Raw genomic sequence first — 26,571 nt, forward strand, 5'->3', positions numbered from 1 at the left:
TGCTGTGCCTATGATCGGTCGCCTGGTGGTGGTCGGTCTGGGGTTGATCGGTGGTTCCTTCGCCAAGGGCCTGCGTGAGAGCGGGTTGTGTGGCGAAGTGGTCGGCGTGGACCTGGACCCGCAATCGTGCAAGTTGGCGGTTGAGCTGGGTGTCGTCGATCGCTGTGAAACCGACCTGGCGCGCGCATGCCAGGGCGCCGATGTGATCCAGCTCGCCGTGCCGATCCTGGCCATGGAGAAGTTGCTGGCGGTGCTGGCCGGCATGGACCTCGGCCAGGCGATCCTCACCGACGTCGGCAGTGCCAAGGGCAATGTGGTGCGGGCGGCGCAGCAGGCGTTTGGCGAGATGCCCGCGCGTTTTGTGCCGGGCCATCCGATTGCCGGTTCCGAGCAGAGCGGGGTGGAAGCGTCCAATGCGCAGTTGTTCCGTCGGCATAAAGTGATTCTGACGCCGCTGGCGCAAACCGATCCGGCGGCCTTGGCCGTGGTCGACCGTCTGTGGCGCGAGCTGGGCGCGGATGTCGAGCATATGCAGGTCGAGCGCCACGACGAAGTGCTGGCGGCGACCAGTCATCTGCCCCATCTGCTGGCGTTCGGATTGGTGGATTCGTTGGCCAAACGCAACGAAAACCTCGAGATTTTCCGCTATGCCGCCGGTGGCTTTCGCGATTTCACGCGGATCGCCGGCAGCGACCCGGTGATGTGGCACGACATCTTCCTCGCCAACCGCGAGGCCGTGTTGCGCACCCTGGACACCTTCCGCAGCGACCTTGACGCCTTGCGCGACGCGGTCGATGCCGGGGATGGCCACCAATTATTGGGCGTGTTTACCCGTGCGCGGGTGGCGCGTGAACATTTCAGCAAGATCCTGGCACGCCGGGCCTACATGGAAACCGCAGTGAACGCCGACGACCTGACTTTCCTCGCCAACCCGGGCGGCCGCTTGAGCGGGCGTATCCGGGTGCCGGGCGACAAGTCGATCTCCCATCGGTCGATCATGCTCGGTTCGTTGGCCGAGGGCGTGACCGAAGTCGAAGGTTTCCTTGAGGGTGAAGATGCCCTGGCGACCTTGCAGGCGTTTCGCGACATGGGCGTGGTGATCGAGGGGCCGCACCACGGGCGCGTGACCATTCATGGTGTCGGGCTTCATGGTTTGAAGCCGGCGCCGGGGCCGATTTATCTCGGTAACTCCGGCACGTCCATGCGCCTGCTGTCCGGCTTGCTCGCCGCACAGGCCTTCGACAGCGTGCTGACCGGTGATGCTTCGTTGTCCAAGCGCCCGATGAACCGCGTGGCCGAGCCGCTGCGGAAGATGGGCGCGGTGATCGAAACCGGGCCGGAAGGGCGCCCACCGCTGACCATCCGTGGTGGCCAGAAGTTGAAAGGCCTGACGTATGTGCTGCCGATGGCCAGTGCGCAGGTCAAATCCTGCCTGCTGCTGGCGGGCCTGTATGCCGAGGGCAAGACGTCCGTCACCGAGCCGGCACCGACCCGCGACCATACCGAGCGCATGCTGCGCGGTTTCGGTTATCCGGTAGAGGTCGTGGGTGCAACGGCGACGGTCGAGTCGGGCCATGCGCTGGTCGCCACCCATATTGAAGTGCCGGGGGATATTTCCTCGTCGGCATTTTTCCTGGTGGCGGCGTCAATCGCGGAAGGTTCCGAGCTGTTGCTGGAGCATGTCGGCATCAATCCGACGCGCACCGGGGTGATCGATATCCTGCGGCTGATGGGCGCGGATATCCGCCTGGAAAATCCGCGCGAAGTGGGCGGCGAACCGGTGGCCGACCTGCGGGTGCGGGCGGCCGCGTTGAAAGGGATCGAGATCCCCGAAGCGCTGGTGCCGTTGGCAATCGATGAATTTCCTGTGCTGTTTGTGGCTGCTGCCTGCGCTGAAGGGCGAACCGTCCTGCGTGGTGCACAAGAATTGCGGGTCAAGGAGTCCGACCGTATCCAGGTCATGGCCGACGGTCTGCTCGCCCTTGGCGTGAAGTGTGAACCCACCCCCGATGGGATTATCATTGACGGTGGCCTGATGGGCGGTGGCGAAGTGCATGCCCATGGCGATCACCGGATCGCCATGGCGTTCAGCGTGGCTTCGCTGCGGGCAACGGCGCCGATTCGTATCCGTGACTGCGCCAATGTTGCTACGTCTTTTCCGAACTTTCTTACACTGTGTGCCCAAGTCGGCATCCGTGTTGCCCAAGAGGCTCAATTGTGAATATCAAAGCACCGGTGATTACCATCGACGGGCCAAGCGGCTCGGGCAAAGGCACGATCGCCGGCATCCTGGCCAAGCGCCTGGGCTGGTGCCTGCTGGATTCCGGCGCGCTGTACCGCCTGCTGGCATTTGCCGCGCGCAACCACGGCGTCGATCTCACCAACGAAGAATCCCTGAAGCTGCTGGCGGCGCACCTTGATGTGCAGTTCGTCGCTGCGACGGAAGGTCATCCCCAGCGCATCATCCTGGAAGGGGACGATGTGACCGATGACTTGCGTAACGAACAAGTCGGTTCCTGGGCCTCCCAGGTTGCCGCGCTGCCGGCCGTGCGTGATGCGCTGCTGCAGCGCCAGCGGGCGTTTCAGGAACCGCCGGGTCTGGTAGCCGATGGCCGCGACATGGGCACGGTGGTATTTCCCGAGGCGCCGCTGAAGATTTTCCTGACCGCCAGTGCCGAGGAGCGGGCGCGTCGCCGCTACTTGCAGTTGAAGGGCAAAGTGGATGGTGTTAGTCTGTCGAGTCTGCTAGATGAGATCCGTGCACGCGACGAGCGTGATACCCAGCGCGCAGTAGCCCCGCTCAAGCCGGCGGCTGATGCCATACAGCTGGATTCCACGGAGTTGTCCATCGAGCAGGTGTTGGAACGCATCTTGAGTGAAATCGCTATTCGCGATATCGCCGGGTGACCAAGAAGTCTGCAGGGGACCAGTCATAGTCCTGCGGTGCTTCTTTTAATTGAAACTAACCCACACCGTCTGGGGCGTGGAGATGGGCGTATTCTTCGCCCTTATCAACAGGAATTAAAATGAGCGAAAGCTTTGCGGAACTCTTTGAAGAAAGCCTAAAAACCCTGAACCTTCAGGCAGGCTCCATCATCACCGGTGTTATCGTTGATATCGATTACCAAGCTCGCTGGGTAACCGTTCACGCTGGTCTGAAGTCTGAAGCACTCATCCCGCTTGAGCAGTTCTACAACGACGCTGGCGATCTGACTATCAATGTCGGTGACGAAGTTCACGTTGCTCTGGACTCGGTTGAAGACGGTTTCGGTGAAACCAAGCTGTCCCGTGAAAAAGCCAAGCGCGCTGAATGCTGGATTGTTCTCGAAGCAGCCTTCGCAGCTGAAGAAGTGGTCAAGGGCGTTATCAACGGTAAGGTTAAAGGCGGCTTCACTGTCGACGTTAACGGCATCCGTGCGTTCCTGCCAGGTTCTTTGGTCGACGTCCGTCCAGTGCGCGACACCACGCACCTGGAAGGCAAGGAACTCGAATTCAAGGTCATCAAGCTCGATCAGAAACGCAACAACGTTGTCGTTTCCCGTCGCAGCGTCCTGGAAGCAGAGAACTCCGCCGAGCGTGAAGCTCTGCTGGAATCCCTGCAGGAAGGCCAACAAGTCAAAGGTATCGTCAAGAACCTCACCGATTACGGCGCATTCGTCGATCTGGGTGGCGTCGATGGCCTGCTGCACATTACCGACATGGCTTGGAAGCGTATCAAGCATCCTTCCGAAATCGTCAACGTTGGCGACGAGATCGATGTCAAGGTTCTGAAATACGATCGCGAACGCAACCGTGTTTCCCTGGGCCTGAAGCAACTGGGTGAAGATCCATGGGTCGCTATCAAAGCCCGTTACCCAGAAAGCACCCGCGTGACCGCGCGTGTTACCAACCTGACTGACTACGGCTGCTTCGCTGAGCTGGAAGAAGGCGTTGAAGGCCTGGTACACGTTTCCGAAATGGACTGGACCAACAAAAACATCCACCCTTCGAAAGTCGTACAAGTCGGCGACGAAGTGGAAGTTATGGTTCTGGACATCGACGAAGAGCGTCGTCGTATCTCCCTGGGCATCAAACAGTGCAAATCTAACCCATGGGAAGATTTCTCTGGCCAGTTCAACAAGGGCGATAAAATCTCCGGCACCATCAAGTCGATCACCGATTTCGGTATCTTCATTGGTCTGGACGGCGGCATCGACGGCCTGGTTCACCTGTCCGACATCTCCTGGAACGAAGTGGGCGAAGAAGCTGTTCGTCGCTTCAAGAAGGGCGACGAGCTGGACACCGTTATCCTGTCGGTTGACCCAGAGCGCGAGCGCATCTCCCTGGGCATCAAGCAACTGGAAAGCGATCCGTTCTCCGAGTACGTTCAAGAGAACGACAAAGGCGCAATCGTTAAAGGCATCGTGAAAGAAGTTGACGCTAAAGGCGCCATCATCACCCTGGCCGACGATATCGAAGCGACTCTGAAAGCCTCCGAAATCAGCCGTGACCGCGTTGAAGACGCGCGCAACGTTCTGAAAGAAGGCGAAGAAGTAGAAGCCAAGATCATCAGCGTTGACCGCAAGAGCCGCGTAATCCAGCTCTCCATCAAGTCGAAAGACGATGCTGAAGAGAAAGAAGCCATCCAGAGCCTGCGCGACAAGCCAGCTACCTCTGAGCCTTCTGCTGGTCCTACCACTCTGGGCGACCTGCTGCGTGCACAAATGGAAAAACAGAACTGAGTTCTGTCAGACCATAGAAAAAGGGCGACTTCGGTCGCCCTTTTTTGTGCCTGAAATTTGTTGAATCAACAACTTAGAACCACGTAGAGCTGATCGGTGTCAGAACTGATTATAGTCTTTGGATAAGCTATTCCCGTGTTGCTGATTCAGTAAGGATTTTCAATGAACAGGCTCATCTTCGTGTTCGCAATGGCCATGCTTGCAGGTTGCGCCGCCACCAATGCCAAGACTCACGCACGGCATGGCGTCAGTGGCATCGAGATCGACTGCTCAGGCTTGGGTTCCAACTGGGAGAAGTGCGAGAAGCGCGCGGCTCGAGAGTGCAAGATGCAGGGGTACAAGGTCGTCACAAGGTCCAGTGACGCCAAGGACGAGGAAGGGGATTACTTGTTCGGCTGGAACCCGGCAGGCGCCGTTACCCGCACGATGCTGGTGATCTGCAATTGAGCGCGTAAGCGCTTGATAGTGAAGTCGATCTGGCGTGTAGATAAGTTATTGGATGGGCTGTTCAAATTCATCAAGTCATGCTAAAACCTTTGAAGCGCTTTTCCTAGCTGCTTGAAAAAGAAGGGAAAAATATGACGAAGTCGGAGTTGATCGAACGAATTGTCACCCATCAAGGGCTGCTCTCATCCAAGGATGTGGAGCTGGCCATCAAGACCATGCTTGAACAAATGTCCCAATGCCTGGCTACGGGCGATCGTATTGAGATCCGAGGGTTTGGTAGCTTCTCGCTACACTACCGCGCCCCGCGCGTAGGCCGTAACCCTAAGACCGGGCAATCCGTCAGCCTGGACGGCAAGTTCGTGCCTCACTTCAAGCCGGGCAAGGAATTGCGTGATCGAGTGAACGAAGACGAAGAAGAAAACGTCTGAGTGTCTTTAGGGTAGGAGAAGATTATGCGTGGGATTAAGCGCACCGTGGTGTTGCTGACAGTGCTGGTGGTCGCACTGGTGGTTATAGCGTTTGTGCTCGAAAACCAGCAGGGCGTGTCTCTCTCGTTCCTTGGCCTGGCGACCGGGCAGATGCCGGTGTCGGTGTTCGTGACCGTGGCGTTGATTGTCGGCATGCTGATAGGGCCGTTGTTGGGCGTATTGGTGCGCAGTCGCCGTCATAAGTCGACCCCTGCAGGGCGTGCCTAGGGAGCTCTCTCCCGTTCCACAAAAATCGCATGCATGCTGAGACAACCGCTCGTCAGAAAACTGCCCTAAAATAGCCCGTCAATTTCAGCGCCGCCTTGTAATGATGCGGCCGCCCTCAAGTAAAAAATCCGCGGATTCATTGGGTTTCAGCTCGTAGATTCGGAAAATCTTTTCTGTTTTCACTCTCCTTGGACGTGCTGCATCAGGGCTACCCCTACACCTGTAGGAAAAGCCTACCGCTCATGTCAAGACTTGTAATATGTCAGAGAGATGGCAAAATGAAATCTGTTCTCGATAACAGGCATTTTGTGCGCTCAAAATTTGGCAGAGACGCTGGGTTTTGACGGTCATCTAATTAGAATAAAAAAGACACAATTTTGTCTGCATAACGAGCCCGCAGTTTCTTTTTGAAGGCAGGTTTTTGTTGTGAGTAGTAGTTTTCGTGCCCCCCCGTTACCTTCCGCTGACGAAATTAATCTCGATGTCATCTGCCGTGCCATCTGGCGACAAAAGAAGCTTATTCTATCGGTGACAGCACTGATCGGCCTCGCTGCTTCTGCATACGCCTTGCTGGCCACGCCTGAATATCAGGTCGCCAGTGTGCTTCGGCCGGCAGCTGTCAATGAACTCGACGCACTGAACCGCTCAGGTATCTACAATCTTCCGCCCAGGGAGGCCTTGATGAAGGTGGGGGCTTCACTGGAGTCATATGACGTCCGTCTCGGGTTCTTCAGAGCAAACCAGCGATTATTTAAAGAGTTTGAACGGCCAGGTCGTACTTTGGAGCAGAGTTTTGAGGCGTTCAATCGAAACTCCATAAAACTGATAGCGCCTGATGAGAAAAAAAGTGATTCGCTGAGTTCTTATATTAAGCTTGAAATGAATTATCCCGCAGGAGTTGATGGTGTCACCATTCTGAATCGCTTGGTGGACTATGCTATTTCAAGTGAGCAACAGCAAATTGCCGCAGATTTGGAAGTGATCGTAAAGAACCGTCTGGGGGAACTTAAAGGTAAGCTTAGTGCAGCGCGTGCTAATTACGTAAACGAAAAAGAAGCAAAAATAGCGCTGCTTTCAGAAGCTGATTCGCTGAAGCGTGCGCAGTTGCAAGATGAACTTAAGGCTCTTCGCGCGCAGTTGAAAAACACCCGCTTTGACCGTGTAGCGCAACTTAACGAAGCAATAGCGATTGCCAAATCGCTGGGGATCAACAAGCCGACTACCCCGTCATCTTTTGGGGGGGCTGACCGGTCAGGCTCTACCAGCGTTATGCACACGGAAATCAATAACCAGCAAGTCCCCCTTTATTTCATGGGGGTTGAGGCGCTGGAGGCTGAGCGGGCAGCCTTGATGCGTCGCAAGTCAGATGACTTCGCGGAGTCAAGAGTCGCTCAGATCGCCAAGGAGCTGCAATTGCTCCAGGCAAACAGGCAGATCGAGGTGCTTAAGCTCCGCCAGAATGAAGAAATTTTTCTGAGTGGTGTGGAACCAATACGTGCGGAGGCAGCTCGTTTGAGCAACCTGAATCTTGATATGAGCCAGCTCAAGCTTGTCACTATTGATCAACAAGCATTGGAGCCTCTTGAACCGATCAAGCCAAAGAAAACCCTGATAATTGTATTGGGTATCATGCTTGGGCTTGTATTAGGCGTATTGATTGCAGTTGTTCGACATTTATTTATTTTGAAAGCCCACAGTAATCGAAATGAGGCATTACGTCTTTCTGCCGAAAAAAATCGTCGGTTGTAAGTGGAACCGCGACACTGTTCTCGGCTCTTAAATAAATATTGATCTCTGCATCAAGGCAGGCGCATTTCGGTGATGGTGTGATAGTCGTGTATAGAGCCATTGCTTGGGGTGTTGTCTGTCCTGCCAAACTCCCTGCAGGGACGAGGCGCTAGCTCAGGGCGATGCCTCGGGTCTGGATTGTGGATGCGAGGTCTACCAGATCCTCAGGCCGCGCCTCTCAATAGAAATCATCTGTCCATACCCATCTGACGGCGCCATGAGGGGACTGGTTTCGAGGTGCTGGCTGTTTGAAATCATCTTTTCCTTTGCCGCTGCACAACTCCAGTGACGGCTTGCTGTCTATGTATGAGTTGACGATCATCATGGCGCTGCTGGTTGAATTGGGAGTTCAGCGCTGTATCATCCATAAAGAAGTTTGAGGAGGAGCAGCTTGGGCTTGGGGAAAATCGCGAATTTTCGCCGGGTATATGGGCTGGTCAGATCAGAGGTTGCTTGCCAAGGAGCGTCGCAGCAATTTGCATTGAGCAAGGTAGTTTGAAGATTTATTGGAGCGCTCGCTCGGCCCAGTAGCTCCTGTCCCCGATATTGATGGTGCGCTGTGTTGATCTGAGCTGCGCGACGGAAATGGGGCTTATTGCGCGCCCCGTATGTGGCAGGCTTGTGAAAACTCCTACGGAATTCACGTCTGCATGAAAATGACACCCACGGTTTCACTTGACGTGTTGTCGGTCGTCACGGCTGTATTCGAAGGCTGTCGAGGTCGGTTTATCAAAAGCGTGAACGACAAAGGCATTTCGGAATGTTCTCAACCGTTGTCCTTTTTGCGCTGCGACATTGCGTTCAAGAGCGTGACTGCTCCTCGGGGGAAAAAGGTATGGCCGGCCCGGCGGATCGGTTTTTTAGGGTAGAGCTTGGTGTTCCAGAGGATGCTAACAATGTGGTGTAAAGCCCTACTGAATAATCACCAATCGGCGGGGGGGGGGCAGGATGGCGGTCTGTCCTCCCGCCGTTACTTGTTAACGCCAGTGGACTGATCCAGTACGAGACAAATATTTCTACCTTTTAGCATTGTACGGAAAAAAAATATGCTTTTACTTGAAGATATAAAACTTGCCGTAGTAGGTCTCGGTTATGTTGGGCTGCCGCTAGCCATTGAGTTCGGCAAAAATCGTAGTGTTGTCGGTTTTGATATAAATAAGTCGCGAATTGATGCTTTGAAGGGCGGTCACGATTCCACGTTGGAAGTGAGTGATGATGAACTTGCCGGGTCGAAATATATTTCCTATAGCTCCAGCATTGAAGAGCTCAAGGATTGTAATGTCTTTATCGTCACCGTGCCTACACCTATCGATCAGTATAAGCAGCCTGATTTAACGCCTCTGATAAAAGCGTCTGAAAGTATCGGAAAAATACTGAAGAAGGGCGACCTGGTAATTTACGAGTCAACTGTGTATCCCGGTGCAACCGAAGAGGACTGCGTTCCTGTCCTGGAAAAATATTCAGGGCTCAGGTTTAATGTTGATTTTTTTGCAGGCTATAGTCCGGAACGAATTAACCCAGGAGATAAGGAGCATCGTGTTACCACGATTAAAAAAGTCACGTCAGGCTCTACGCCGGAAGTCGCTGATCTTGTAGATGCCTTGTATAGCCAGATTATTACGGCAGGTACGCATAAGGCGAGTAGTATCAAAGTCGCTGAAGCGGCAAAGGTCATTGAGAATACCCAGCGTGATTTGAATATCGCGTTAATTAATGAATTGGCTATTATTTTCAATAAAATGGGGATTGATACCCAGGCTGTACTGGAGGCTGCGGGCACCAAGTGGAACTTCTTGCCTTTCCGCCCAGGACTGGTGGGTGGACATTGCATTGGTGTCGATCCCTATTATTTGACGCATAAAGCGCAATCAATCGGATATCATCCGGAAATCATCCTCGCGGGACGTAGGTTGAATGACAGCATGGGAGCCTATGTGGTTTCTCAACTGGTAAAGGAAATGCTCAAAAAACGCATACATGTTGATAATGCAAAAATATTGATCATGGGGCTTGCGTTCAAAGAAAACTGCCCAGATCTACGCAATACTCGAATTGTCGATATTGTGCATGAGCTGGCAGAATATAATATCGCCGTAGATATATGTGATCCTTGGGTCGATGACCAAGAAGCCTGGAGCGAATATAAGATTGCTCTCACGGACGCTCCGGCCCCTGGAACTTATGACGCGATAGTCCTAGCTGTCGCCCATGACGAGTTCAGGGAGATGGGCGCAGAAAAAATTCGTGCGCTTGGGAAGCCGGAGCACGTACTCTACGATCTGAAGTACCTTTTGAAGCGTGACCAGTCGGATATTCGACTGTAAGATTGGCTGGCGCACTAACCCTCAGGGTGTGGCAACGTACCACTTTAAGCGATATGGAAGCTCTATGACTCGTTACGAACAACTTTTGAAGGCGCTCCCAGCTCAACCTATGACGTGGCTTGTCACAGGTGTTGTAGGTTTTATCGGGTCTAATTTATTAGAGACGCTGTTGAAACTTGATCAAAAAGTTGTCGGCTTGGACAATTTCGCTACCGGACATCAACGGAACATGGACGAGGTTCGCGACAGTGTAAGTACTGAGCAGTGGCAGCGTTTCAGGTTCATCGAAGGTGACATCCGTAATCTGGAGCACTGTCGTGATGCATGTGATGGGGTTGACTACGTCCTTCACCAAGCGGCATTGGGTTCGGTTCCGCGTTCGCTGAATGACCCTATTGCTACTAACCAAACGAATATTGACGGCTTTCTCAATATGCTGGTCGCTGCTCGTGATGCCGGTGTCAAAAGTTTTACCTACGCAGCTAGCAGTTCTACCTACGGTGATCATCCTGGTTTGCCAAAAGTAGAAGATGTCATCGGTAAGCCGATGTCTCCTTATGCGGTGACCAAGTACGTCAACGAGTTGTACGCCGAAGTATTTTCGCGCTGTTACAACTTTAACACGATAGGTCTGCGGTATTTTAATGTTTTCGGTAAGCGCCAGGATCCTAATGGTGCTTATGCGGCAGTCATTCCAAAATGGACTGCCTCGATGATCAATAACGAAGACATATATATCAATGGAGATGGTGAAACCAGCAGGGATTTTTGCTTTATAGAAAACACAGTGCAGGCGAATTTGCTCGCGGCAACTGCAATTGATCCCTCCACGTTGAACCAAGTTTATAATGTGGCTGTCAGTGGGCGAACAACTCTGAACTCGCTATTTTTAGCATTAAAAAAAGAGCTGGGAGTCAATGGGATTCCTTATACAAAAGAACCAATTTATCGAGACTTCCGTGGTGGCGATGTCCGGCACTCACAAGCGGATATCGGAAAAATAAAGAACAGCCTCGGTTATGAACCCCTGTATTTTATTGAGCAAGGCGTTGCCAGCACCATGCCTTGGTATATCGCTTTTCTAAAATAACCATGGGCTTTCAGTCCAGTGCCGCCACGGTGTCAGAGGGATGTGCGATGAGTCTTATTAAATGGATCAACTTCCAGACATTGGGTGATGAGCGTGGAAGTCTTATTTCTATTGAGCAAGGCAAGGTCATACCCTTTGAGATTAAGCGTGTTTATTATATTTATCGGACGGCTGAAGGAGTTAGCCGAGGGTTCCATGCACATCGAAATCTGCGGCAAGTAGCAATATGCCTCGCTGGTAAGTGTCGTATGGTGCTGGATAATGGAATAACGCGCGAAGATGTTTGGCTCGATTGTGCAACGAAGGGGATTTTGATCGAGGGAGGGATGTGGAGAGAAATGCATGATTTTAGCGAGCACTGCATCCTTTTGGTCCTCGCTAGTGCTCTCTATGACGAAAGTGATTATATCCGTGATTATGACGAGTTTTTGGCTGTGGCGCGTGAACGCTGAGGTAGTCCTTTTTTTGAAAAATAATGGCCGGCGGCCCAAAGGTCTGTTCATTGCGCGTCTTCAGATCAACAGACTCCTCGAATATTTCAATTTTATCGTTTAGTGCTACATCTATTGTTTTTAGAAGGTCGACCGGGTATATAAAATGGTAAATTTCCTTAGTTTGAAAGATATTAACGCTAAGTTCAGGTCCGAACTCATTGAAGCGTGCTCCAGAGTTATAGATTCTGGCTGGTATATATCCGGGAAAGAAGTCGCAGCTTTCGAAGCTGAGTTCGCCAGCTATTGCGGTGAGAATCATTGTGTTGGCGTGGCAAATGGATTGGACGCTCTTACACTTACTATTAGGGCTTGGAAAGTTTTGGGGCGGATAGCTGATGGTGACGAAGTCATTGTTCCGGCCAATACATATATTGCGAGTATCCTTGCAATTACAGAGAATAACCTTGTTCCTGTGCTGGTTGAGCCGGATGAGTTTTCGTTCAATTTGAATGCGAAAGGTATAGTAGGTGCTATAACAGATCGAACAAAATTGATTTTGCCGGTTCATCTTTACGGCAGAATCTGTAATATGCGGGAGATAATGGAAGTAGCAAATGAGCATGGTTTGCTAGTTTTGGAGGACTCTGCTCAATCCCATGGGGCAAATATAGCCGGAAAGAAAGCGGGTGGTTGGGGGCACGCCTCTGCATTTAGCTTTTATCCAGGTAAGAACCTGGGGGCGCTGGGGGATGCAGGCGCCGTGACAACCAATGACGAAACACTCGCTGACACTATCCGCGCACTGGGAAACTACGGGTCAAAAGTCAAGTATAATAACCTGTATAAAGGAGTTAATAGCCGCCTGGATGAAATGCAAGCAGCTATGTTGCGGGTGAAGTTGCAGTATTTGGATGAAGATACAGAGCGGCGCCGGGCGGTCGCTTCTGCTTATGTTTCGGGTATAAAAAATGAGGCATTGGTATTACCTCTTGGTAGCGAAACTAATGTTGCGCATTTTTCGGAACACGTTTGGCATCTTTTCGTTATTCGCGTAAAGGATCGTGTTGCCTTGCAGGAGCATTTGAACAAAAGTGGTATTGAGACCCTGATTCATTACCCGATTCCTCCGCATAAGCAGCAGGCATATGCGGAGTGGAGCAATAAACAATTTCCGATTACCGAACGCATCCATGCGGAAGTTATCAGCTTGCCAATCAGCCCGACCATGACAGTTACGGAGATTGAATCGGTTGTCCAGGCGTGTAATAGCTTTCAGAGCGAAAGGTAAGAATGACATTTCTTAAAACCAGCTTGCTGAACGGGATTGCTGTGGTTGTGCGCATGCTTACGTTGTTGTGCATAAACAAGATATTGGCGATTTACGTTGGGCCGACTGGATATGCAGCGCTTGGACAGTTTCAAAATGCGGTCCAGATGATTACAACGTTTGCGAGCGGTGCGATTAACGCTGGTGTTACCAAATATACTGCTGAATATCATGAAGATGAAAAGCGGCAACATTCTGTTTGGCAGACTGCCGGTAGCATTTCTATCCTTGGTGCAGTAACTACCGGTATTGTCGTTGCTGTTTTTAATGAACGGCTATCTGTTCTGTTTTTGGGCGATGCAAAGTTTGGTGGTGTATTCATTTGGTTTTCCGCAACCTTGATTTTGTTTGTCATGAATACCCTGTTGCTCGCCGTGTTGAATGGTAAAAAGGAGATTCTTCGGTATGTAATATCGAATATCGCGGGGAGTCTCTTTGCGTTGGCGGTAACTACCTACATGGCGATCATATGGGGTATTTACGGTGCTTTAGTGGCTTTGGCTGTTTATCAGTCCATTAGCTTTTTTGTTACGTTCGCACTCTGTTGTCGAGCCCCTTGGTTTAAAATACGATACTTTTTGGGTAGGATCGATCCGGATGTGGCGCGTGACTTAGCAAAATACACGGCGATGTCTTTGACCTCTGTGGCCTGTGTTCCATTAAGTCAAATTCTGGTTCGAAATCATATAGGACAGAGTTTTGGCTGGGAGGCTGCTGGGTATTGGGAGGCTTTGACCAGGCTGAGCGGTGCTTACCTTATGCTGATCACTACCACGTTGAGTGTGTATTATTTACCAAGGTTTTCAGAGTTAAAAAGTTCCGCAGAACTTCATGCCGAAATTAAAAGTGGGTATAAGATAATCTTGCCGCTCACTGCGATTGGCGCTTTGATTATCTACGTGTTTCGAGATTTGGTTGTAAAATTGCTTTTTACTCCAGCATTTTTGCCAATGACTGACTTATTCGCTTGGCAGATGGTTGGCGATACCCTGAAGATCGGGAGTTGGGTGTTGGCTTACTTGATGCTTGGAAAGGCGATGTTTAAACTTTTCATGGTTACGGAGTTAGTCTTTGCTGCGACGTTTGTGTTGCTTACTTGGCTGTTTACAAAAACGTTTGGATTGCAGGGAGTGACCATGGCATATGCACTAAACTACGCTATCTATTGGGTGGTTATGGGGGTTTGTATGTCGCGCAGGCTTGATTCCCTTTGATGATTTTTGTAGGTTGAGAACTAATATGATCACTATTTTGATTCCTTCATATAATCACGCTAATTATGTGATTGGATGCATAAAGGCGGCCGCTGCTGTTAAGCTGGCTGGTCGGAAAATATTGATTATAGATGATGGTTCTACGGATAATTCTGTTCAAATCATTAATGATTATTTATCTGGTTTGAATGATGATTCAATCGAGTTTGTCTCAAAGCCGAACGGAGGCTTGGTATCGTCCTTGAATATGGGGTTGGCCAGGACCGAAACCGAATTTTTCTACTTGGTTGCATCTGATGACATACCTCAAGCGTCTGGTATCGCTCGTTGCGTAGCGGCGCTTATCGAGAATTCAGGCGCGAAGTTCGTTATCGGGGGAGGGTATGCCTTCTATGAAAACGAGCCAGGGAAGAGGTTGCCCGTCTACGGGAAAATTCAAGAAGAGTTCTTTAGTTCTTCTTCGACAAGCATGGCTCGTAATATGTTTCTGAACTACCCGTCTCCGTTGCTACTGCAATCCACTGTGTTCAGGTCGCAGGCGCTGCGAGATATCGGTGGTTGGGACGCGGCGCTGGTGCTCGATGATTATCCTACATTCGTAAAATTGCTTTTTCGATTTCCAGTCCGCAACGTTGATTTTATTTACTTGCCTGAAGCTTGTGTTGTCGGATATCGGCAGCATGACTCGAATAGTTACAGAAATGTAAGCAGGCAATATGTGATGGTGAAGGCGTTAATGGAGGCGTTGGCACCTGCGAATATCAAGCGGAAGGCGATCTCCCGAACACTGGCGAATTATATTATTTCTGCGCTCAAGATGGGTAATTTCAAAGCGATCTATTCGATGCTGAAAGCCTCAGAGTTCATGCAGATCTTAGGTGCGGTGCCCGAGGCGGTCACGATTATGGGGCGTAGAGTCTTGCGGAAATTGGTTTGATTTTCCTGATGGCTTATATCGATGAGTAGAGTTTTATCCGCGCCTTGGAATACGGTGATCATGTGACAAATTTTTTCAAAAGATCGTTGTTGTCACCCGTGTTTGTCATGGTGTTTGTCACTATGCTGATGTTTTTGGCAAATGTCATTGCGCTTGATCAACCATGGGAATGGGGGCACAGCGTATATTTACTGGGCGTATTGTCGTTTATGATCGCGTACATGCTCGCCTACGTGTCATTGACGCTGATGAACGTTATTTCGCCTAAGGTAACAGCGAATACGCCTTATCGAATTGTAATAAGACTTTATTGGGCGTTGTCTTCTTTAGGTCTGCTTCTCTCCCTTTATAAAATCTACTCGGTGGGAATAGGCAACCCGTATGGGAGTGTATTGCTCGCTTTGCGAATTGCCAATACATGGGAGCACCAAACTTCTTACGGGGCGCAACATTTTGCGTTGTTTGCATTGTGCCTGGCACTTTATTATGCGCAGAAAAAACGAGCTCTTCCGTGTTTGGTCGCTTCGCTGATTTACTTGACGTCTGCTTTCAGTATGGCTGAACGGACAAGTATGATGTTTTTGTTTGTCGCTGTTGGGTACACCGCCATCAACGAAGGCTGGATAAAACTGAAAGGTCTTTTGTTTGCACTGGCTATCCTGATTTCTTTGTTCATAATTGTTGCGATTGGCACGGGCAAAACAGGCGGAGATAAAGGTTACGACTTTATTCTTTTATATCTCGGATATGCAGTCACTGCTTTGTCACAATGGACAGAGGGTAAGGAATACTTAGGGTGCGCAGACTTAGTGTTCGGAAAGTTTGCAGACTTGATGTCCTTGGGACTTTATTCTTGCGATCCGCTGGATCTTGGCCTGACGGAAAAGGACTTCAATGTGCTTACCTATGCGGCGTCGCCCTACTTGTTTGGCGGGCTCCCGGCTGTTTTAGCATCGATGGCTGTCGTGGGCGCTTTTTTCGCTACTCTTCGAGCGCTGGCGATCAAGCGGAAGGGTTATTATTTGGCACTGCTCAGCTGTTACATGTATGCCCTTATCATGATGTTTTATGCTTGGCAGTTTTCGCTGACGACTTATTTGTATTTGATGATAATCCTTTTTCCGCTCTTTGCTGGTCGTTTTCTCCAAGCAAGCAGATTGGGCTTGGCGCCGCAAGGATAAGGTTGCGATACTAAACTGGTATTTTTATATGACTTTAAGGTTTTGCGATTGAAATGAAAATATTACTACTGTCAAAGTACTCTCGTATGGGGGCTAGTAGTCGGCTCCGTGCCCTTCAGTTTTTACCATTTCTCGAGAAGGAGGGTTTGACCGTAGAAGTGAATACTCTTTTTGATGATCGTTACCTTGAAAGATTGTATAAGCATGGCGGCCGATCTTTTTTGCCAACTTTAAAGTGCTATTTTTCAAGGTTTCTATTTCTTTTTACGGTGCGTAGTTACGATGTTGTATGGATTGAAAAAGAAATTTTTCCTTTTTTTCCGGCTTTTGCTGAAAGACTGTTAAAGTTTTTCCGAGTTCCTTATGTCGTAGACTACGACGATGCGATTTTTCATAATTATAATTTGTCCGGCAGCCTGCTGGTCAGAAAGTTGCTGGGCTCAAAAATCGATGTGGTCATGCGCCATGCAGAAGTTGTGGTTGCGGGGAATTCCTACTTGGCTGAATACGCAATCAAAGCCGGCGCGTTAAAGGTCGAGATTATTCCCACGGTGGTTGATCATTCGCGATATGACGGTGGTGAACTTCCACACCACGATAAATTGGTGATCGGGTGGATTGGTTCGCCATCAACTGAAAAGTATGTAGTAAAAATTAAAACAGCCCTTATGGCTGTATGCGAAAATTACGGTGCTCGTGTGGTTTTGATGGGGGCCAGCCCCGGTGTGATAGCTGAACTCGATGGGTTAAATGTTGAAGTTTTGCCGTGGAGTGAAGATTCTGAGACAGCGTTCATCAAGCAACTGGATATTGGCATCATGCCGTTAGTCGATGGATTTTGGGAAAAGGGAAAGTGCGGTTATAAACTGATTCAGTATATGGCCTGTGGTGTACCGGTAGTGGCTTCGCCGGTCGGCGTCAACGTTGATATTGTTGACGGTAATGAATGCGGGATGCTCGCGGCGGACATAGAAGACTGGCGGCGGTGCCTTGATAAGTTGCTAAATGATCGTGCATTACGGGTGTTTTACGGTGGCAAAGGCCTCCGTGCGGTGGAAAATACTTTTTCTCTACAGGTACAGGCCCCGCGGATCAGGGATATTTTTATGCACGCACGAAAATGAGTCCGAGCGCGTCGAGGGCTGCTTTATGTCGCGCTGTTTTATGTTTCAGTAGAGCTTTTTTAGGCGTTGTACTCATTTTTCTCAGATTTGAAGCTTAGGACTTGTAAATATGTGTGGAATAAGCGGTCTTTTCGATCAAGCTAGGCCCTCCGAGCTTCATTCGCGCATATCTAAGATGAATGACGCTATTTTTTATCGAGGGCCCGATGATGAGGGGATTTGGATTGACGAGTGCGGCCTGGCGCTTGGGCATCGACGGTTGGCTATCGTCGATCTATCCAGTGCTGGCCATCAGCCAATGCACTCTCACAATCAGCGTTATGTCTTGGTATTCAATGGGGAGATTTACAATCATCTCCAATTGCGCGAGCAGCTCATGGCTGAGGGAGCAATCCCTGCGTGGAGGGGGCATTCGGATACAGAAGTGCTACTCGAATGCATCGTTCGCTGGGGGATTGCAAAAGCGATCACCTCATTCGTAGGCATGTTTGCCTTTGCGCTTTGGGATCGGCACGAGAAAATACTGACGCTCGCGCGTGATCGTGTCGGTGAGAAGCCGCTTTATTGGGGCTGGCAAGACGATCTTTTGCTGTTCGGCTCTGAGTTAAGCGCCTTGAAAGCCTATCCAGATTTCAAGGCGGACATTGACCGTGATGCGCTAGCACTCATGTTGCGACATAACTGTATTCCAGCGCCTTATAGCATATACAAGGGGATCTACAAGCTACGCCCGGGACATTATATCTCACTTGATTTAAGTAATATCAATGCAGCCAAGAGCGCTCAGTCCCAGGCTTACTGGTCGGTCAACGATGCAGTCACCGCAGGTTTGAACAATCCATTTCTCGGGTCGGCATCTGAGGCTACCGATGCGTTGGAAGCGCAACTGAGTTTAAGCATCGGTCAGCAGATGCTGGCTGACGTTCCCCTTGGTGCGTTTCTGAGCGGCGGTGTTGACAGTAGCGTGGTTGTAGCATTGATGCAGGCGCAAAGTAACCAGCCGGTTCGGACTTTCACCATCGGGTTCGATGAGGGCGGTTATGACGAGGCGACTCATGCCAAGGCGGTCGCTAAACATCTTGGAACGCAACATTCTGAGCTCTATGTTCGTCCACAAGATGCGCTCGCAGTGATTCCGCGGATCGGCGCCATGTATAGCGAGCCGTTCAGTGATAGCTCTCAGATCCCGACATATCTCGTAAGCCAAATGGCTAAGCAGCAAGTCACTGTCGCGCTGAGTGGTGATGGAGGAGATGAACTGTTTGGCGGTTACAATCGATATCTCGCCGCCCGCAAGGTCTGGGAACGCATGAATCGTTTGCCGGGTTTTGTTCGCACTGCTACGGCCAAGATCCTACGATCTTTATCACCTGGGGCCTGGGACACGCTTTACACATTGAGCAAACCTGTTCTGCCACAGCGTTTTCATTTGGCCACACCAGGAGATAAAGCGCATAAAATGGCTTCAGTGCTTGGGCTCTCGAATGGCGAGGCATTCTATCATCAGCTCAATAGCCATTGGGAAGACCCTGCCAGTGTCGTGATTGGAGCACACGAGCCTGCAACGATCTTCACGAATCAGGAAGCTTGGCCGGTTACCGATAGTTTCCAGCATTGGATGATGGCTATGGATACACAAACCTATATGACCGATGACATTCTGGTTAAGGTTGATCGTGCATCAATGGCCGTTAGTTTGGAGTCACGGGTGCCTATGCTTGATCACCGGGTTATCGAACTTGCTTGGCGCATGCCGTTGGAGCTAAAAATCCGGGGTGGGCAAGGCAAATGGCTGCTGCGTGAGGTGTTGTATCGGCATGTTCCCAGGGAGCTTATCGAGCGCCCCAAACAAGGATTTGGTATTCCGCTGGACAGTTGGCTTCGAGGGCCACTACGAGATTGGGCGGAGGAGCTTTTAAGCGAGGATCGGTTGCGTCGTGAAGGGTATTTTTATCCAGAGCCGATCAGGAAAAAGTGGGCAGAACATTTGAGTGGCAAGAAAAACTGGCAGCACCATCTATGGGATATCCTGATGTTTCAAGCGTGGCTGGCTGAGCAATAAAATGAAATTTCTTTTAATCGCAAGCTACGCTGACTCATTGATCAATTTTCGCGGTCCTTTACTGGATGCGTTGCTTGAAAAGGGGCTTGACGTTCATGTGGCCGCTCCTGATATGCCTCCTGGCGGCATGGTTCGTATGCATCTCGAGGAAAGGGGGGTGGAGGTGCACGAGATACCGCTGAGGCGAGTGGGGATGAATCCATTCGCCGATCTCCTGACTCTTGTTGCACTTTGTAAGCTGATGCGGGATATCAAGCCTGATTCGGTATTGGCCTATACAGTCAAACCGGTTATCTATGGCTTGTTGGCCTCGCGGATAATGAGGGTGGGTCGTCGTTTTGCGCTGATCACTGGGTTGGGTTATGCGTTTCAATCAGCGGACAGTCAGGCGGGTGGAGGCCGAGGAATGCTTAAGGCTCTCGTGCAACGCTTATATGCAGTGGCTTTGAGTTCCACTACGCGAATTTTCTTCCAGAACCCCGACGACGAAGCACTTTTTCAGCAGTTGCACTTGATCTCTACTGATACACCATCGACTGTGGTGAATGGTTCGGGTGTCGATGTGAACGATTTCAATGTTGCCCCCTTTCCAGAACATGTCAGTTTTCTCCTGATTGCCCGACTACTGGGCGATAAAGGTGTCAGAGAGTTTGTCAATGCAGCACGTGCGGTGAAGTCTAAATACGCCAATGTGACGTTTAAGATTGCGGGGTGGATCGATGAGAACCCCAACGCCATTGCGCCCGAGGAGCTCGAAGCTTGGATCGCAGAGGGAACTGTTGAGTATTTGGGGCGTTTGAAGGACGTCAGGCCTGCGATTTCAAGCTCAAGCGTGTATGTTCTGCCATCTTATCGTGAGGGCACACCTCGGACTGTTCTGGAAGCTATGGCTATGGGGCGGGCTGTCATTACCACTGATGCTCCCGGGTGTCGGGAAACCGTGGTTGATGGTGTGAATGGGTTCTTGGTTCCTGTCAAGAAAGTCGATGAGCTCACGGCTGCTATGTTGAATTTTGTCGAAAATCCGCAGCTTGTTTCCACGCTGGGCAAAAAGTCTCGTGAGTTGGCAGAGCTTAAATATGATGTTAAGAAAGTCAACGCGGCGATGTTGCAAGGTATGGGGATCTAGTTGCTGGTTAACCCCTACAAATTTGGCCGTTTCGTGCGAATAAAGGCTCCGGTATCAAGGGAGCAGTTTAAGCGTTACATATATACTTTGTGGTAGGTGGATAATGTTAAAGCGTTCAATTGATATTTTAGCCTCCTTATGTGGTCTGGTTTTATTGGCCCCGGTCCTGATCGTAGTCGCCTATTTGGTCAAACGAAAGCTCGGTTCGCCAGTCCTGTTCAGGCAAGTCAGGCCGGGGTTGAACGCCAAGCCATTTACGATGGTGAAGTTTCGAACCATGCGTGATGCGGTTGACGGCGATGGCAATCCTCTGCCCGATTCAATGCGTATGACTCGGTTCGGCAGCTTTCTGCGCTCCAGTAGTCTGGATGAGCTTCCTGGTCTGTTCAATGTCCTCAAGGGGGACATGAGCCTCGTCGGGCCCAGGCCGCTCCTGATGGAGTATCTGCCGTTGTATAGCGTTGAGCAATATCGCCGTCATCATGTCAGGCCAGGTGTGACGGGATGGGCTCAGGTAAATGGCAGAAACTCAGTGAGCTGGGAAGAAAAATTTAAGCTGGACGTCTGGTATGTTGACAACAGAACTTTTTGTCTTGACATTAGAATTATTTTCTTGACGCTAAAAAAGGTTGTGGTCCGAGAAGGCATTAATGCAAGTGGCGAAGCAACAATGCAAAGGTTTACGGGCTCAAAGGCGCCTGAATAAGCAGTTACGAGTAAGTTAATTTGAGTCGGCTTTATGGTTATATTTAATTTTTGACATAGAAATTAGGATTATGCTTATGTTGGGTACAACATTTTCTCCCTGGCCTTCTTTCACTGAGGAAGAGGCTAACGCTGTTCGCGATGTGATCCTGTCAAATAAGGTCAACTATTGGACTGGTCAGGAAACGCGCCAATTCGAAGTTGAATTCGCGGCGTGGGCCGGTACCGAATACGCGGTTGCGCTCACCAATGGAACCGTTGCATTAGACCTTGCGCTCATAGCGCTGGGAATAGGTAAGGGCGACGAGGTGATAGTGACGTCTCGAACTTTCCTGGCTTCGGTGTCCAGCATTGTTAATGCGGGCGCGATACCGGTATTCGCCGATGTAGATCGAGATTCCCAGAATTTCACGGTTCGTTCTATTGAAGCTGTCTTAACGCCGCGTACCCGTGCTTTGATCTGTGTGCATCTGGCTGGTTGGCCGTGCGATATGGATCCAATTATGGAACTTGCCACACAGCACGATTTGAAGGTGATCGAAGACTGTGCACAAGCTCATGGTGCTCACTACAAGGGGCGACCTGTTGGTTCTATCGGTCATATCGGGGCGTGGTCCTTTTGCCAGGACAAAATCATGACCACCGGTGGTGAAGGAGGAATGGTTACGACTAATGACCGGGGACTTTGGTCTCACATGTGGGCCTACAAAGACCACGGAAAGAGTTGGGAGGCTGTCTACGAACGTTCTCACGCGCCTGGTTTTCGCTGGTTGCACGAGAGTTTCGGCACCAACTGGAGGATGATGGAGGTTCAGGCGGTTATTGGTCGCATTCAATTGGGCAGAATGAAGGACTGGCAAGCCAGTCGCACTAACAATCTTGAAGCTATATGGGATACGGCCCGTCACTTGCCTGCGTTGAGGGTGCCGGACTTTCCTGAAGGCGATGTGCATGCTGCTTATAAATGCTATGTATTCGTTCGCCAGGAACGCTTGAAGGAAGGATGGTCTCGTGATCGCATCCTGAGCGAAATCGTCTCCCGCGGTGTACCCGCGTTTTCCGGGTCGTGTTCGGAGGTTTACCTCGAGAAAGCCTTTGATGATACCGGCTTGCGGCCGTCACAACGTTTGCCGAACGCCAGGGAGCTAGGCGAAACGAGTATGATGTTTCTGGTGCACCCGACTTTGAAGGCTAGTGAAATCGAGCTAACTTGTAAGGTTCTGAGCGATGTAATGGAACAGGCTTCTGTTCAATAGCTCCTTCGGTATGGCAATGCGTTGTTTTGAAATAAAAGCTTGGCTGGGAGCAAAAAAGTGTACAAGGGATTCATAGATCGTATACGAGCGTATTTGTTGAGCCTTCCACGTCGACAGAAACGCATCCTGCAGGTAGTCACGGACGTTTTTTTAGTCTGGGCAGCGTTATGGCTGGCTTTTGTAGTTCGTCTGGGAATGGATGAAATGACCAATCCCGTCAAACTACACCTGTGGTTGTTCATATGCGCTCCAGTAGTTGCTGTACCCTTGTTCATTCGTTTCGGAATGTACAGAGCCGTAATGCGGTATTTTGGCAATGACGCGCTCATTGCGATTGTTAAAGCAGTCAGTCTTTCATCATTAGTGCTTGGTGTTGTCGTTTACTGGTATAGCAACCATCAGAATGTGGTTCCCCGGTCCATTATTTTCAATTATTGGTGGCTGAGCCTCATCATGCTGGGCGGCTTGCGTCTGGCAATGCGGCAGTATTTTCTGGGGGACTGGTTTGCGGCTGCTCAACACGTACCGTTTACCAGCCGTGAGGATGGTTTGCCCCGTGTTGCCATTTATGGCGCCGGAGCTGCTGGTAATCAGTTGGTTGCTGCTTTGCGCATGGGGCGTGTCATGCGGCCAGTTGCGTTCATCGACGATGATGACAGTATTTCTGATCGAGCGATTTCCGGATTGCAGGTTTATAAGCCTAGGCATATCCAGCGAATGATTGATGCAACAGGTGCCCAGGAAATTCTCTTGGCTATTCCTTCAGCCAATCGAGCGCGGCGCAGGGAAATTCTTGGTTTTCTTGAAGGCTACCCCTTACATGTGCGTAGTGTTCCAGGCTTCATGGATCTGGCCAGCGGACGTGTCAAGGTAGACGATATCCAGGAAGTGGATATCGCTGACCTGTTGGGGCGCGACTCGGTACCCGCCCAGGGCGAACTGCTTGAGCGTTGTATCAACGGACAGAGCGTTCTAGTCACAGGAGCCGGCGGCTCCATCGGCTCAGAGCTGTGCCGGCAGATCCTGGCTCTTCGCCCCAAGACTCTTTTATTGTTCGAACACAGTGAGTTCAATCTTTACAGTATTTTGTCAGAGCTCGAGCAGCGTATTGCACGTGAGTCGCTTCCTATTCGAATATTACCAATCCTTGGTTCAGTTCGAAATCAAGACCAGTTGCTTGATGTTATGAAGACATGGCACGTCGATACTGTCTACCATGCTGCTGCGTATAAGCACGTACCCATCGTGGAGCATAATATTGCGGAAGGTATCTTAAATAACGTCATTGGCACTTTGAATACGGCGCAAGCGGCGTTGCAGACGGGGGTGTCAAACTTCGTATTGATTTCCACTGACAAAGCGGTGCGTCCGACCAACGTGATGGGTAGCACCAAGCGATTGGCCGAGTTGACGCTGCAAGCTCTCAGCCGTGAGCTCGCACCGGTTTTGTTTGGGGATAAATCTAATGTTTCCAGAGTCAACAAGACGCGTTTCACCATGGTCCGTTTTGGTAATGTGTTGGGATCGTCGGGCTCTGTCATTCCTTTATTTCATAAACAAATTAAATCAGGTGGTCCATTAACGGTCACTCACCCAAAAATTACCCGTTATTTCATGACCATCCCTGAGGCTGCTCAGTTAGTGATCCAGGCGGGGTCGATGGGACAGGGTGGGGATGTCTTTGTGCTTGATATGGGCGAACCGGTCAAGATAGTCGAGTTGGCTGAGAAAATGATTCACCTTTCAGGTCTGAGCTTGCGCTCCGAAAAGAACCCCCACGGTGATATTGCTATCGAATTCACGGGGCTTCGACCTGGAGAGAAGCTATATGAGGAGCTTCTGATCGGTGACAATGTGGTCGCTACTCAACACCCGATGATCATGAGCGCCAACGAGGACCATATTGAGTGGGAAGTACTGAAGACCAAGTTGATTGATCTGCTGGACGCGGTCAAGATGGATGACTACACCCGTGTGCGGCGGCTGCTACGTGACACTGTAAGTGGCTATGCGCCGGATGGTGAGATCGTAGACTGGATCTATCAGCAACGGCGGTTGGAACCTTAGAACTTACAGCTCACGTAGCGAGTTGTTGAAATATATATGATAGGTGACCGGACTATACAGTCCGGTTTCCTAGTAGTTGTAAAAGCCTGAACCGGATTTTCTTCCAAGTTTGTTAGCCCGTACCATCTTTCTCAGCAAGGGATGAGCCCTATATTTGGGGTCTCCAGTCTCATTGTGAAGCGTCTCCATGATTGAAAGATTGACGTCGTTGCCGATCAAATCTGCGAGCGCTAACGGCCCAATAGGATGGTTGGCACCAAACTTCATTGCTCTGTCGATCTCTTCTGCGCTCGCGACACCTTCAGCCAAGATTCCTATTGCTTCATTTATCATTGGAATCAACATTCGGTTGACGATGAAACCGGGAGCTTCATTGACCAACACGGGCTCTTTGTGCAATGCCTTCGCGAAGTCGAAGGCCCAAGAGGCGGTCTCTTTCGAGGTAGAGAAGCCTACAATGATTTCCACAAGCTTCATCACTGGAGCGGGGTTGAAAAAGTGCAGGCCTATTACGTTTTCTGGGTTTTTTGTAAGGCTTGCCAGCTCGGTGATAGACAGTGAAGACGTGTTCGATGCTATCACTGAGGAATCATTTGCATATGAAGCTATATCGCGAAATACTTTATGCTTGACGGACATGTCTTCAGGCACGGCCTCGATAATTAAATCAGCATTTTTAATGGCTTCATAATGGTTAGAAATAATTACTTTTTCTGAAAAAAAAGCTGCATCTTCAGCAGACAATCTTTTCTTGTTAACCATACGGTCCCAACTCGACAATAGGCTTTCATATGCTGCCTTGCAACCCGCGTCGGAGCGACCTATCCAGACTATCGATGAGGTGACCTCGCTCTGCGAAAGTACTTGAACGATCCCCTTTCCCATCGTTCCGGAGCCGATCACGGCAACCTTTATCTCTTTCATGTATTTCGTAATCCTTTATCGTGAAGCGGGACGAAGTGGCTTTGCGGGATTGCCAAACACAGTAGTATATGGGGCTACGCTTTTAGTGACGACAGCGCCCATACCAACAATTGCACCTTCACCAATAACAATTGGTCTTTCCGGTGTGCCCTGGCGAATCATCGCCCCGGTACCGATATAGGCATGATCTTCAATGACAACGCTGCCATTGCATTGAACGTTAGGTGCGAAAGTAACAAAGTCGCCGATGACGCAATCATGTGCTACATAAGAGTAAATGTTCGCATGGAAAAACTTTCCGATTTTCGCGTTTGAGGTAACCGTGGTGAATGGACAAAAAACAGCGCCTTCGCCAATAGTGTTGTGGCTAATGTTCACAGCATTAGGTGCTGAAATCGTAAAGGGGATCGCCCCCTTTGATATGAGACGCTCAGAAATCGTTTGTCTAACCTTGCTATTGGCGATAGTGATGTTGAAAAATTTCTCGCCTTCCATATTCAAAAAAAACTCAACGTCCACCACGCGGTAGCCATTGATGGTGTCTTCTTGAGCGTTATCATCCACGAAAATAATTTTGAGATCATCTTGAGATGTTGTACCTAGTGTCTGGCTGACCAGAGGTATAACCTCACGTCCAAAACCTCCTGCTCCTACAACTGCGTAAATTTTCATCTCCGTTCCTTATGATCGATCTGAAGTTTCTCGTGGGTGTGGCAATTCTACAGATGAAATCTGGCAGTGTCAGGCACCTGTTCATCCGGTTGCAACATCGGGGCTAAGCCAGTATGGGGACTGCTTTCAGTCCAATGCTCCGCGTCGAGGGCTTTAAAGCATCGAAGGGTGAAAATCGCCAAGCTTTGCCAGCAGTCCTGACAGCCTTATTCGACCATGGTTGACCTAGAGTACGCCTGGACGAAGCGAGGTGAATCAGATCGATGATCTCCGTGATCGATATGGTCATCTTGTTGAGTTAACAAGCCACGACATGTAAACATGGACATTGAAGATTTCTTTCAACTTGAGGACGTACCTACATCCCCGATAGTCAACCGAGAAACAAAGTATTGTTGGCTCCCTAGACATTTGGGCGTTGAATGATAGGATTACTGAGTGCGTCAGGTTTGACCTGATTACCACGACCAAAGT

At 50.3% G+C, this 26,571-nt stretch carries 22 protein-coding genes; 20 read left to right on the forward strand and 2 right to left on the reverse strand.

Annotated features, from left to right (window positions below; translation table 11 throughout):
* Window positions 1-10: 10 nt before the first annotated feature.
* The 20 genes from C8K66_RS04740 (at window position 11) to C8K66_RS04835 (ending at window position 24,501) form a co-directional block, all read left to right on the forward strand.
* Window positions 11-2,221: a bifunctional prephenate dehydrogenase/3-phosphoshikimate 1-carboxyvinyltransferase gene (locus tag C8K66_RS04740; RefSeq protein WP_232591863.1), complete on the forward strand. Its 2,211-nt coding sequence runs from the start codon at window positions 11-13 to the stop codon at window positions 2,219-2,221.
* On the forward strand, window positions 2,218-2,907 hold the full coding sequence (cmk, locus tag C8K66_RS04745; RefSeq protein ID WP_017848848.1) for a (d)CMP kinase: 690 nt from the start codon (window positions 2,218-2,220) through the stop codon (window positions 2,905-2,907). Before C8K66_RS04740 ends, cmk begins: the two co-directional genes overlap by 4 nt.
* A 119-nt stretch (window positions 2,908-3,026) precedes the next feature.
* Window positions 3,027-4,721 carry a 30S ribosomal protein S1 gene (gene rpsA, locus C8K66_RS04750; RefSeq protein ID WP_003218806.1) on the forward strand — a complete coding sequence of 565 codons (1,695 nt, stop codon included), beginning with the start codon at window positions 3,027-3,029 and terminating at the stop codon, window positions 4,719-4,721.
* Window positions 4,722-4,883: 162 nt separating this feature from the next.
* A complete protein-coding gene (locus C8K66_RS04755) occupies window positions 4,884-5,168 on the forward strand; it encodes a hypothetical protein (RefSeq protein WP_057003755.1) in 285 nt (94 codons plus the stop codon).
* A 131-nt stretch (window positions 5,169-5,299) separates the two neighbouring features.
* A complete protein-coding gene (gene ihfB, locus C8K66_RS04760) occupies window positions 5,300-5,596 on the forward strand; it encodes an integration host factor subunit beta (protein ID WP_017848846.1) in 297 nt (98 codons plus the stop codon).
* Window positions 5,597-5,620: 24 nt separating this feature from the next.
* A complete protein-coding gene (locus C8K66_RS04765; protein ID WP_108524375.1) occupies window positions 5,621-5,863 on the forward strand; it encodes a LapA family protein in 243 nt (80 codons plus the stop codon).
* 426 nt (window positions 5,864-6,289) lie between these two features.
* Window positions 6,290-7,612 (forward strand): GNVR domain-containing protein, encoded by a 1,323-nt coding sequence (locus C8K66_RS04770; protein ID WP_108524376.1) that lies wholly within the window; start codon window positions 6,290-6,292, stop codon window positions 7,610-7,612.
* A gap of 1,085 nt (window positions 7,613-8,697) precedes the next feature.
* Window positions 8,698-9,975: a Vi polysaccharide biosynthesis UDP-N-acetylglucosamine C-6 dehydrogenase TviB gene (gene tviB, locus C8K66_RS04775; RefSeq protein WP_108524377.1), complete on the forward strand. Its 1,278-nt coding sequence runs from the start codon at window positions 8,698-8,700 to the stop codon at window positions 9,973-9,975.
* 64 nt (window positions 9,976-10,039) lie between these two features.
* Window positions 10,040-11,065 carry an NAD-dependent epimerase/dehydratase family protein gene (locus C8K66_RS04780; RefSeq protein ID WP_108524378.1) on the forward strand — a complete coding sequence of 342 codons (1,026 nt, stop codon included), beginning with the start codon at window positions 10,040-10,042 and terminating at the stop codon, window positions 11,063-11,065.
* Between the two features lie 47 nt (window positions 11,066-11,112).
* Window positions 11,113-11,517 (forward strand): FdtA/QdtA family cupin domain-containing protein, encoded by a 405-nt coding sequence (locus tag C8K66_RS04785; RefSeq protein ID WP_108524379.1) that lies wholly within the window; start codon window positions 11,113-11,115, stop codon window positions 11,515-11,517.
* A gap of 145 nt (window positions 11,518-11,662) precedes the next feature.
* A complete protein-coding gene (locus C8K66_RS04790) occupies window positions 11,663-12,787 on the forward strand; it encodes a DegT/DnrJ/EryC1/StrS aminotransferase family protein (RefSeq protein ID WP_108524380.1) in 1,125 nt (374 codons plus the stop codon).
* Between the two features lie 2 nt (window positions 12,788-12,789).
* Window positions 12,790-14,040 (forward strand): O-antigen translocase, encoded by a 1,251-nt coding sequence (locus tag C8K66_RS04795; RefSeq protein WP_108524381.1) that lies wholly within the window; start codon window positions 12,790-12,792, stop codon window positions 14,038-14,040.
* 25 nt (window positions 14,041-14,065) lie between these two features.
* Window positions 14,066-14,977 carry a glycosyltransferase family A protein gene (locus C8K66_RS04800; protein ID WP_108524382.1) on the forward strand — a complete coding sequence of 304 codons (912 nt, stop codon included), beginning with the start codon at window positions 14,066-14,068 and terminating at the stop codon, window positions 14,975-14,977.
* 62 nt (window positions 14,978-15,039) lie between these two features.
* Window positions 15,040-16,158: an oligosaccharide repeat unit polymerase gene (locus tag C8K66_RS04805; RefSeq protein WP_132849939.1), complete on the forward strand. Its 1,119-nt coding sequence runs from the start codon at window positions 15,040-15,042 to the stop codon at window positions 16,156-16,158.
* Window positions 16,159-16,304: 146 nt separating this feature from the next.
* Complete coding sequence (locus tag C8K66_RS04810; RefSeq protein ID WP_256590902.1) at window positions 16,305-17,282, forward strand: glycosyltransferase family 4 protein; 978 nt, start codon at window positions 16,305-16,307, stop codon at window positions 17,280-17,282.
* A 109-nt stretch (window positions 17,283-17,391) separates the two neighbouring features.
* Window positions 17,392-19,344: an asparagine synthase (glutamine-hydrolyzing) gene (gene asnB, locus C8K66_RS04815; RefSeq protein WP_108524385.1), complete on the forward strand. Its 1,953-nt coding sequence runs from the start codon at window positions 17,392-17,394 to the stop codon at window positions 19,342-19,344.
* Window position 19,345: 1 nt separating this feature from the next.
* Complete coding sequence (locus tag C8K66_RS04820) at window positions 19,346-20,473, forward strand: glycosyltransferase family 4 protein (RefSeq protein ID WP_108524386.1); 1,128 nt, start codon at window positions 19,346-19,348, stop codon at window positions 20,471-20,473.
* Window positions 20,474-20,576: 103 nt separating this feature from the next.
* Window positions 20,577-21,179: a sugar transferase gene (locus C8K66_RS04825; RefSeq protein WP_108524387.1), complete on the forward strand. Its 603-nt coding sequence runs from the start codon at window positions 20,577-20,579 to the stop codon at window positions 21,177-21,179.
* Between the two features lie 76 nt (window positions 21,180-21,255).
* The gene (locus tag C8K66_RS04830) at window positions 21,256-22,434 is read left to right on the forward strand and encodes a DegT/DnrJ/EryC1/StrS aminotransferase family protein (RefSeq protein ID WP_108524388.1); all 1,179 of its coding nucleotides are present in this window, start codon (window positions 21,256-21,258) and stop codon (window positions 22,432-22,434) included.
* Window positions 22,435-22,506: 72 nt separating this feature from the next.
* Complete coding sequence (locus C8K66_RS04835) at window positions 22,507-24,501, forward strand: nucleoside-diphosphate sugar epimerase/dehydratase (RefSeq protein WP_108524457.1); 1,995 nt, start codon at window positions 22,507-22,509, stop codon at window positions 24,499-24,501.
* A gap of 69 nt (window positions 24,502-24,570) precedes the next feature.
* On the opposite strand, the gene C8K66_RS04840 is transcribed toward C8K66_RS04835, so the two are convergent.
* Both C8K66_RS04840 and C8K66_RS04845 read right to left on the reverse strand, forming a co-directional pair.
* Entirely contained in the window at window positions 24,571-25,425 is an 855-nt protein-coding gene (locus tag C8K66_RS04840) for a 3-hydroxyacyl-CoA dehydrogenase family protein (protein WP_178087543.1), read from the reverse strand.
* Between the two features lie 15 nt (window positions 25,426-25,440).
* Window positions 25,441-26,097, reverse strand: coding sequence for an acetyltransferase (locus C8K66_RS04845; protein ID WP_108524389.1), 657 nt, complete (start codon window positions 26,095-26,097; stop codon window positions 25,441-25,443).
* Between the last annotated feature and the right edge of the window lie 474 nt (window positions 26,098-26,571).

This window comes from Pseudomonas sp. GV105 (assembly GCF_003058185.1).
GTDB classification, from domain to species: domain Bacteria; phylum Pseudomonadota; class Gammaproteobacteria; order Pseudomonadales; family Pseudomonadaceae; genus Aquipseudomonas; species Aquipseudomonas veronii.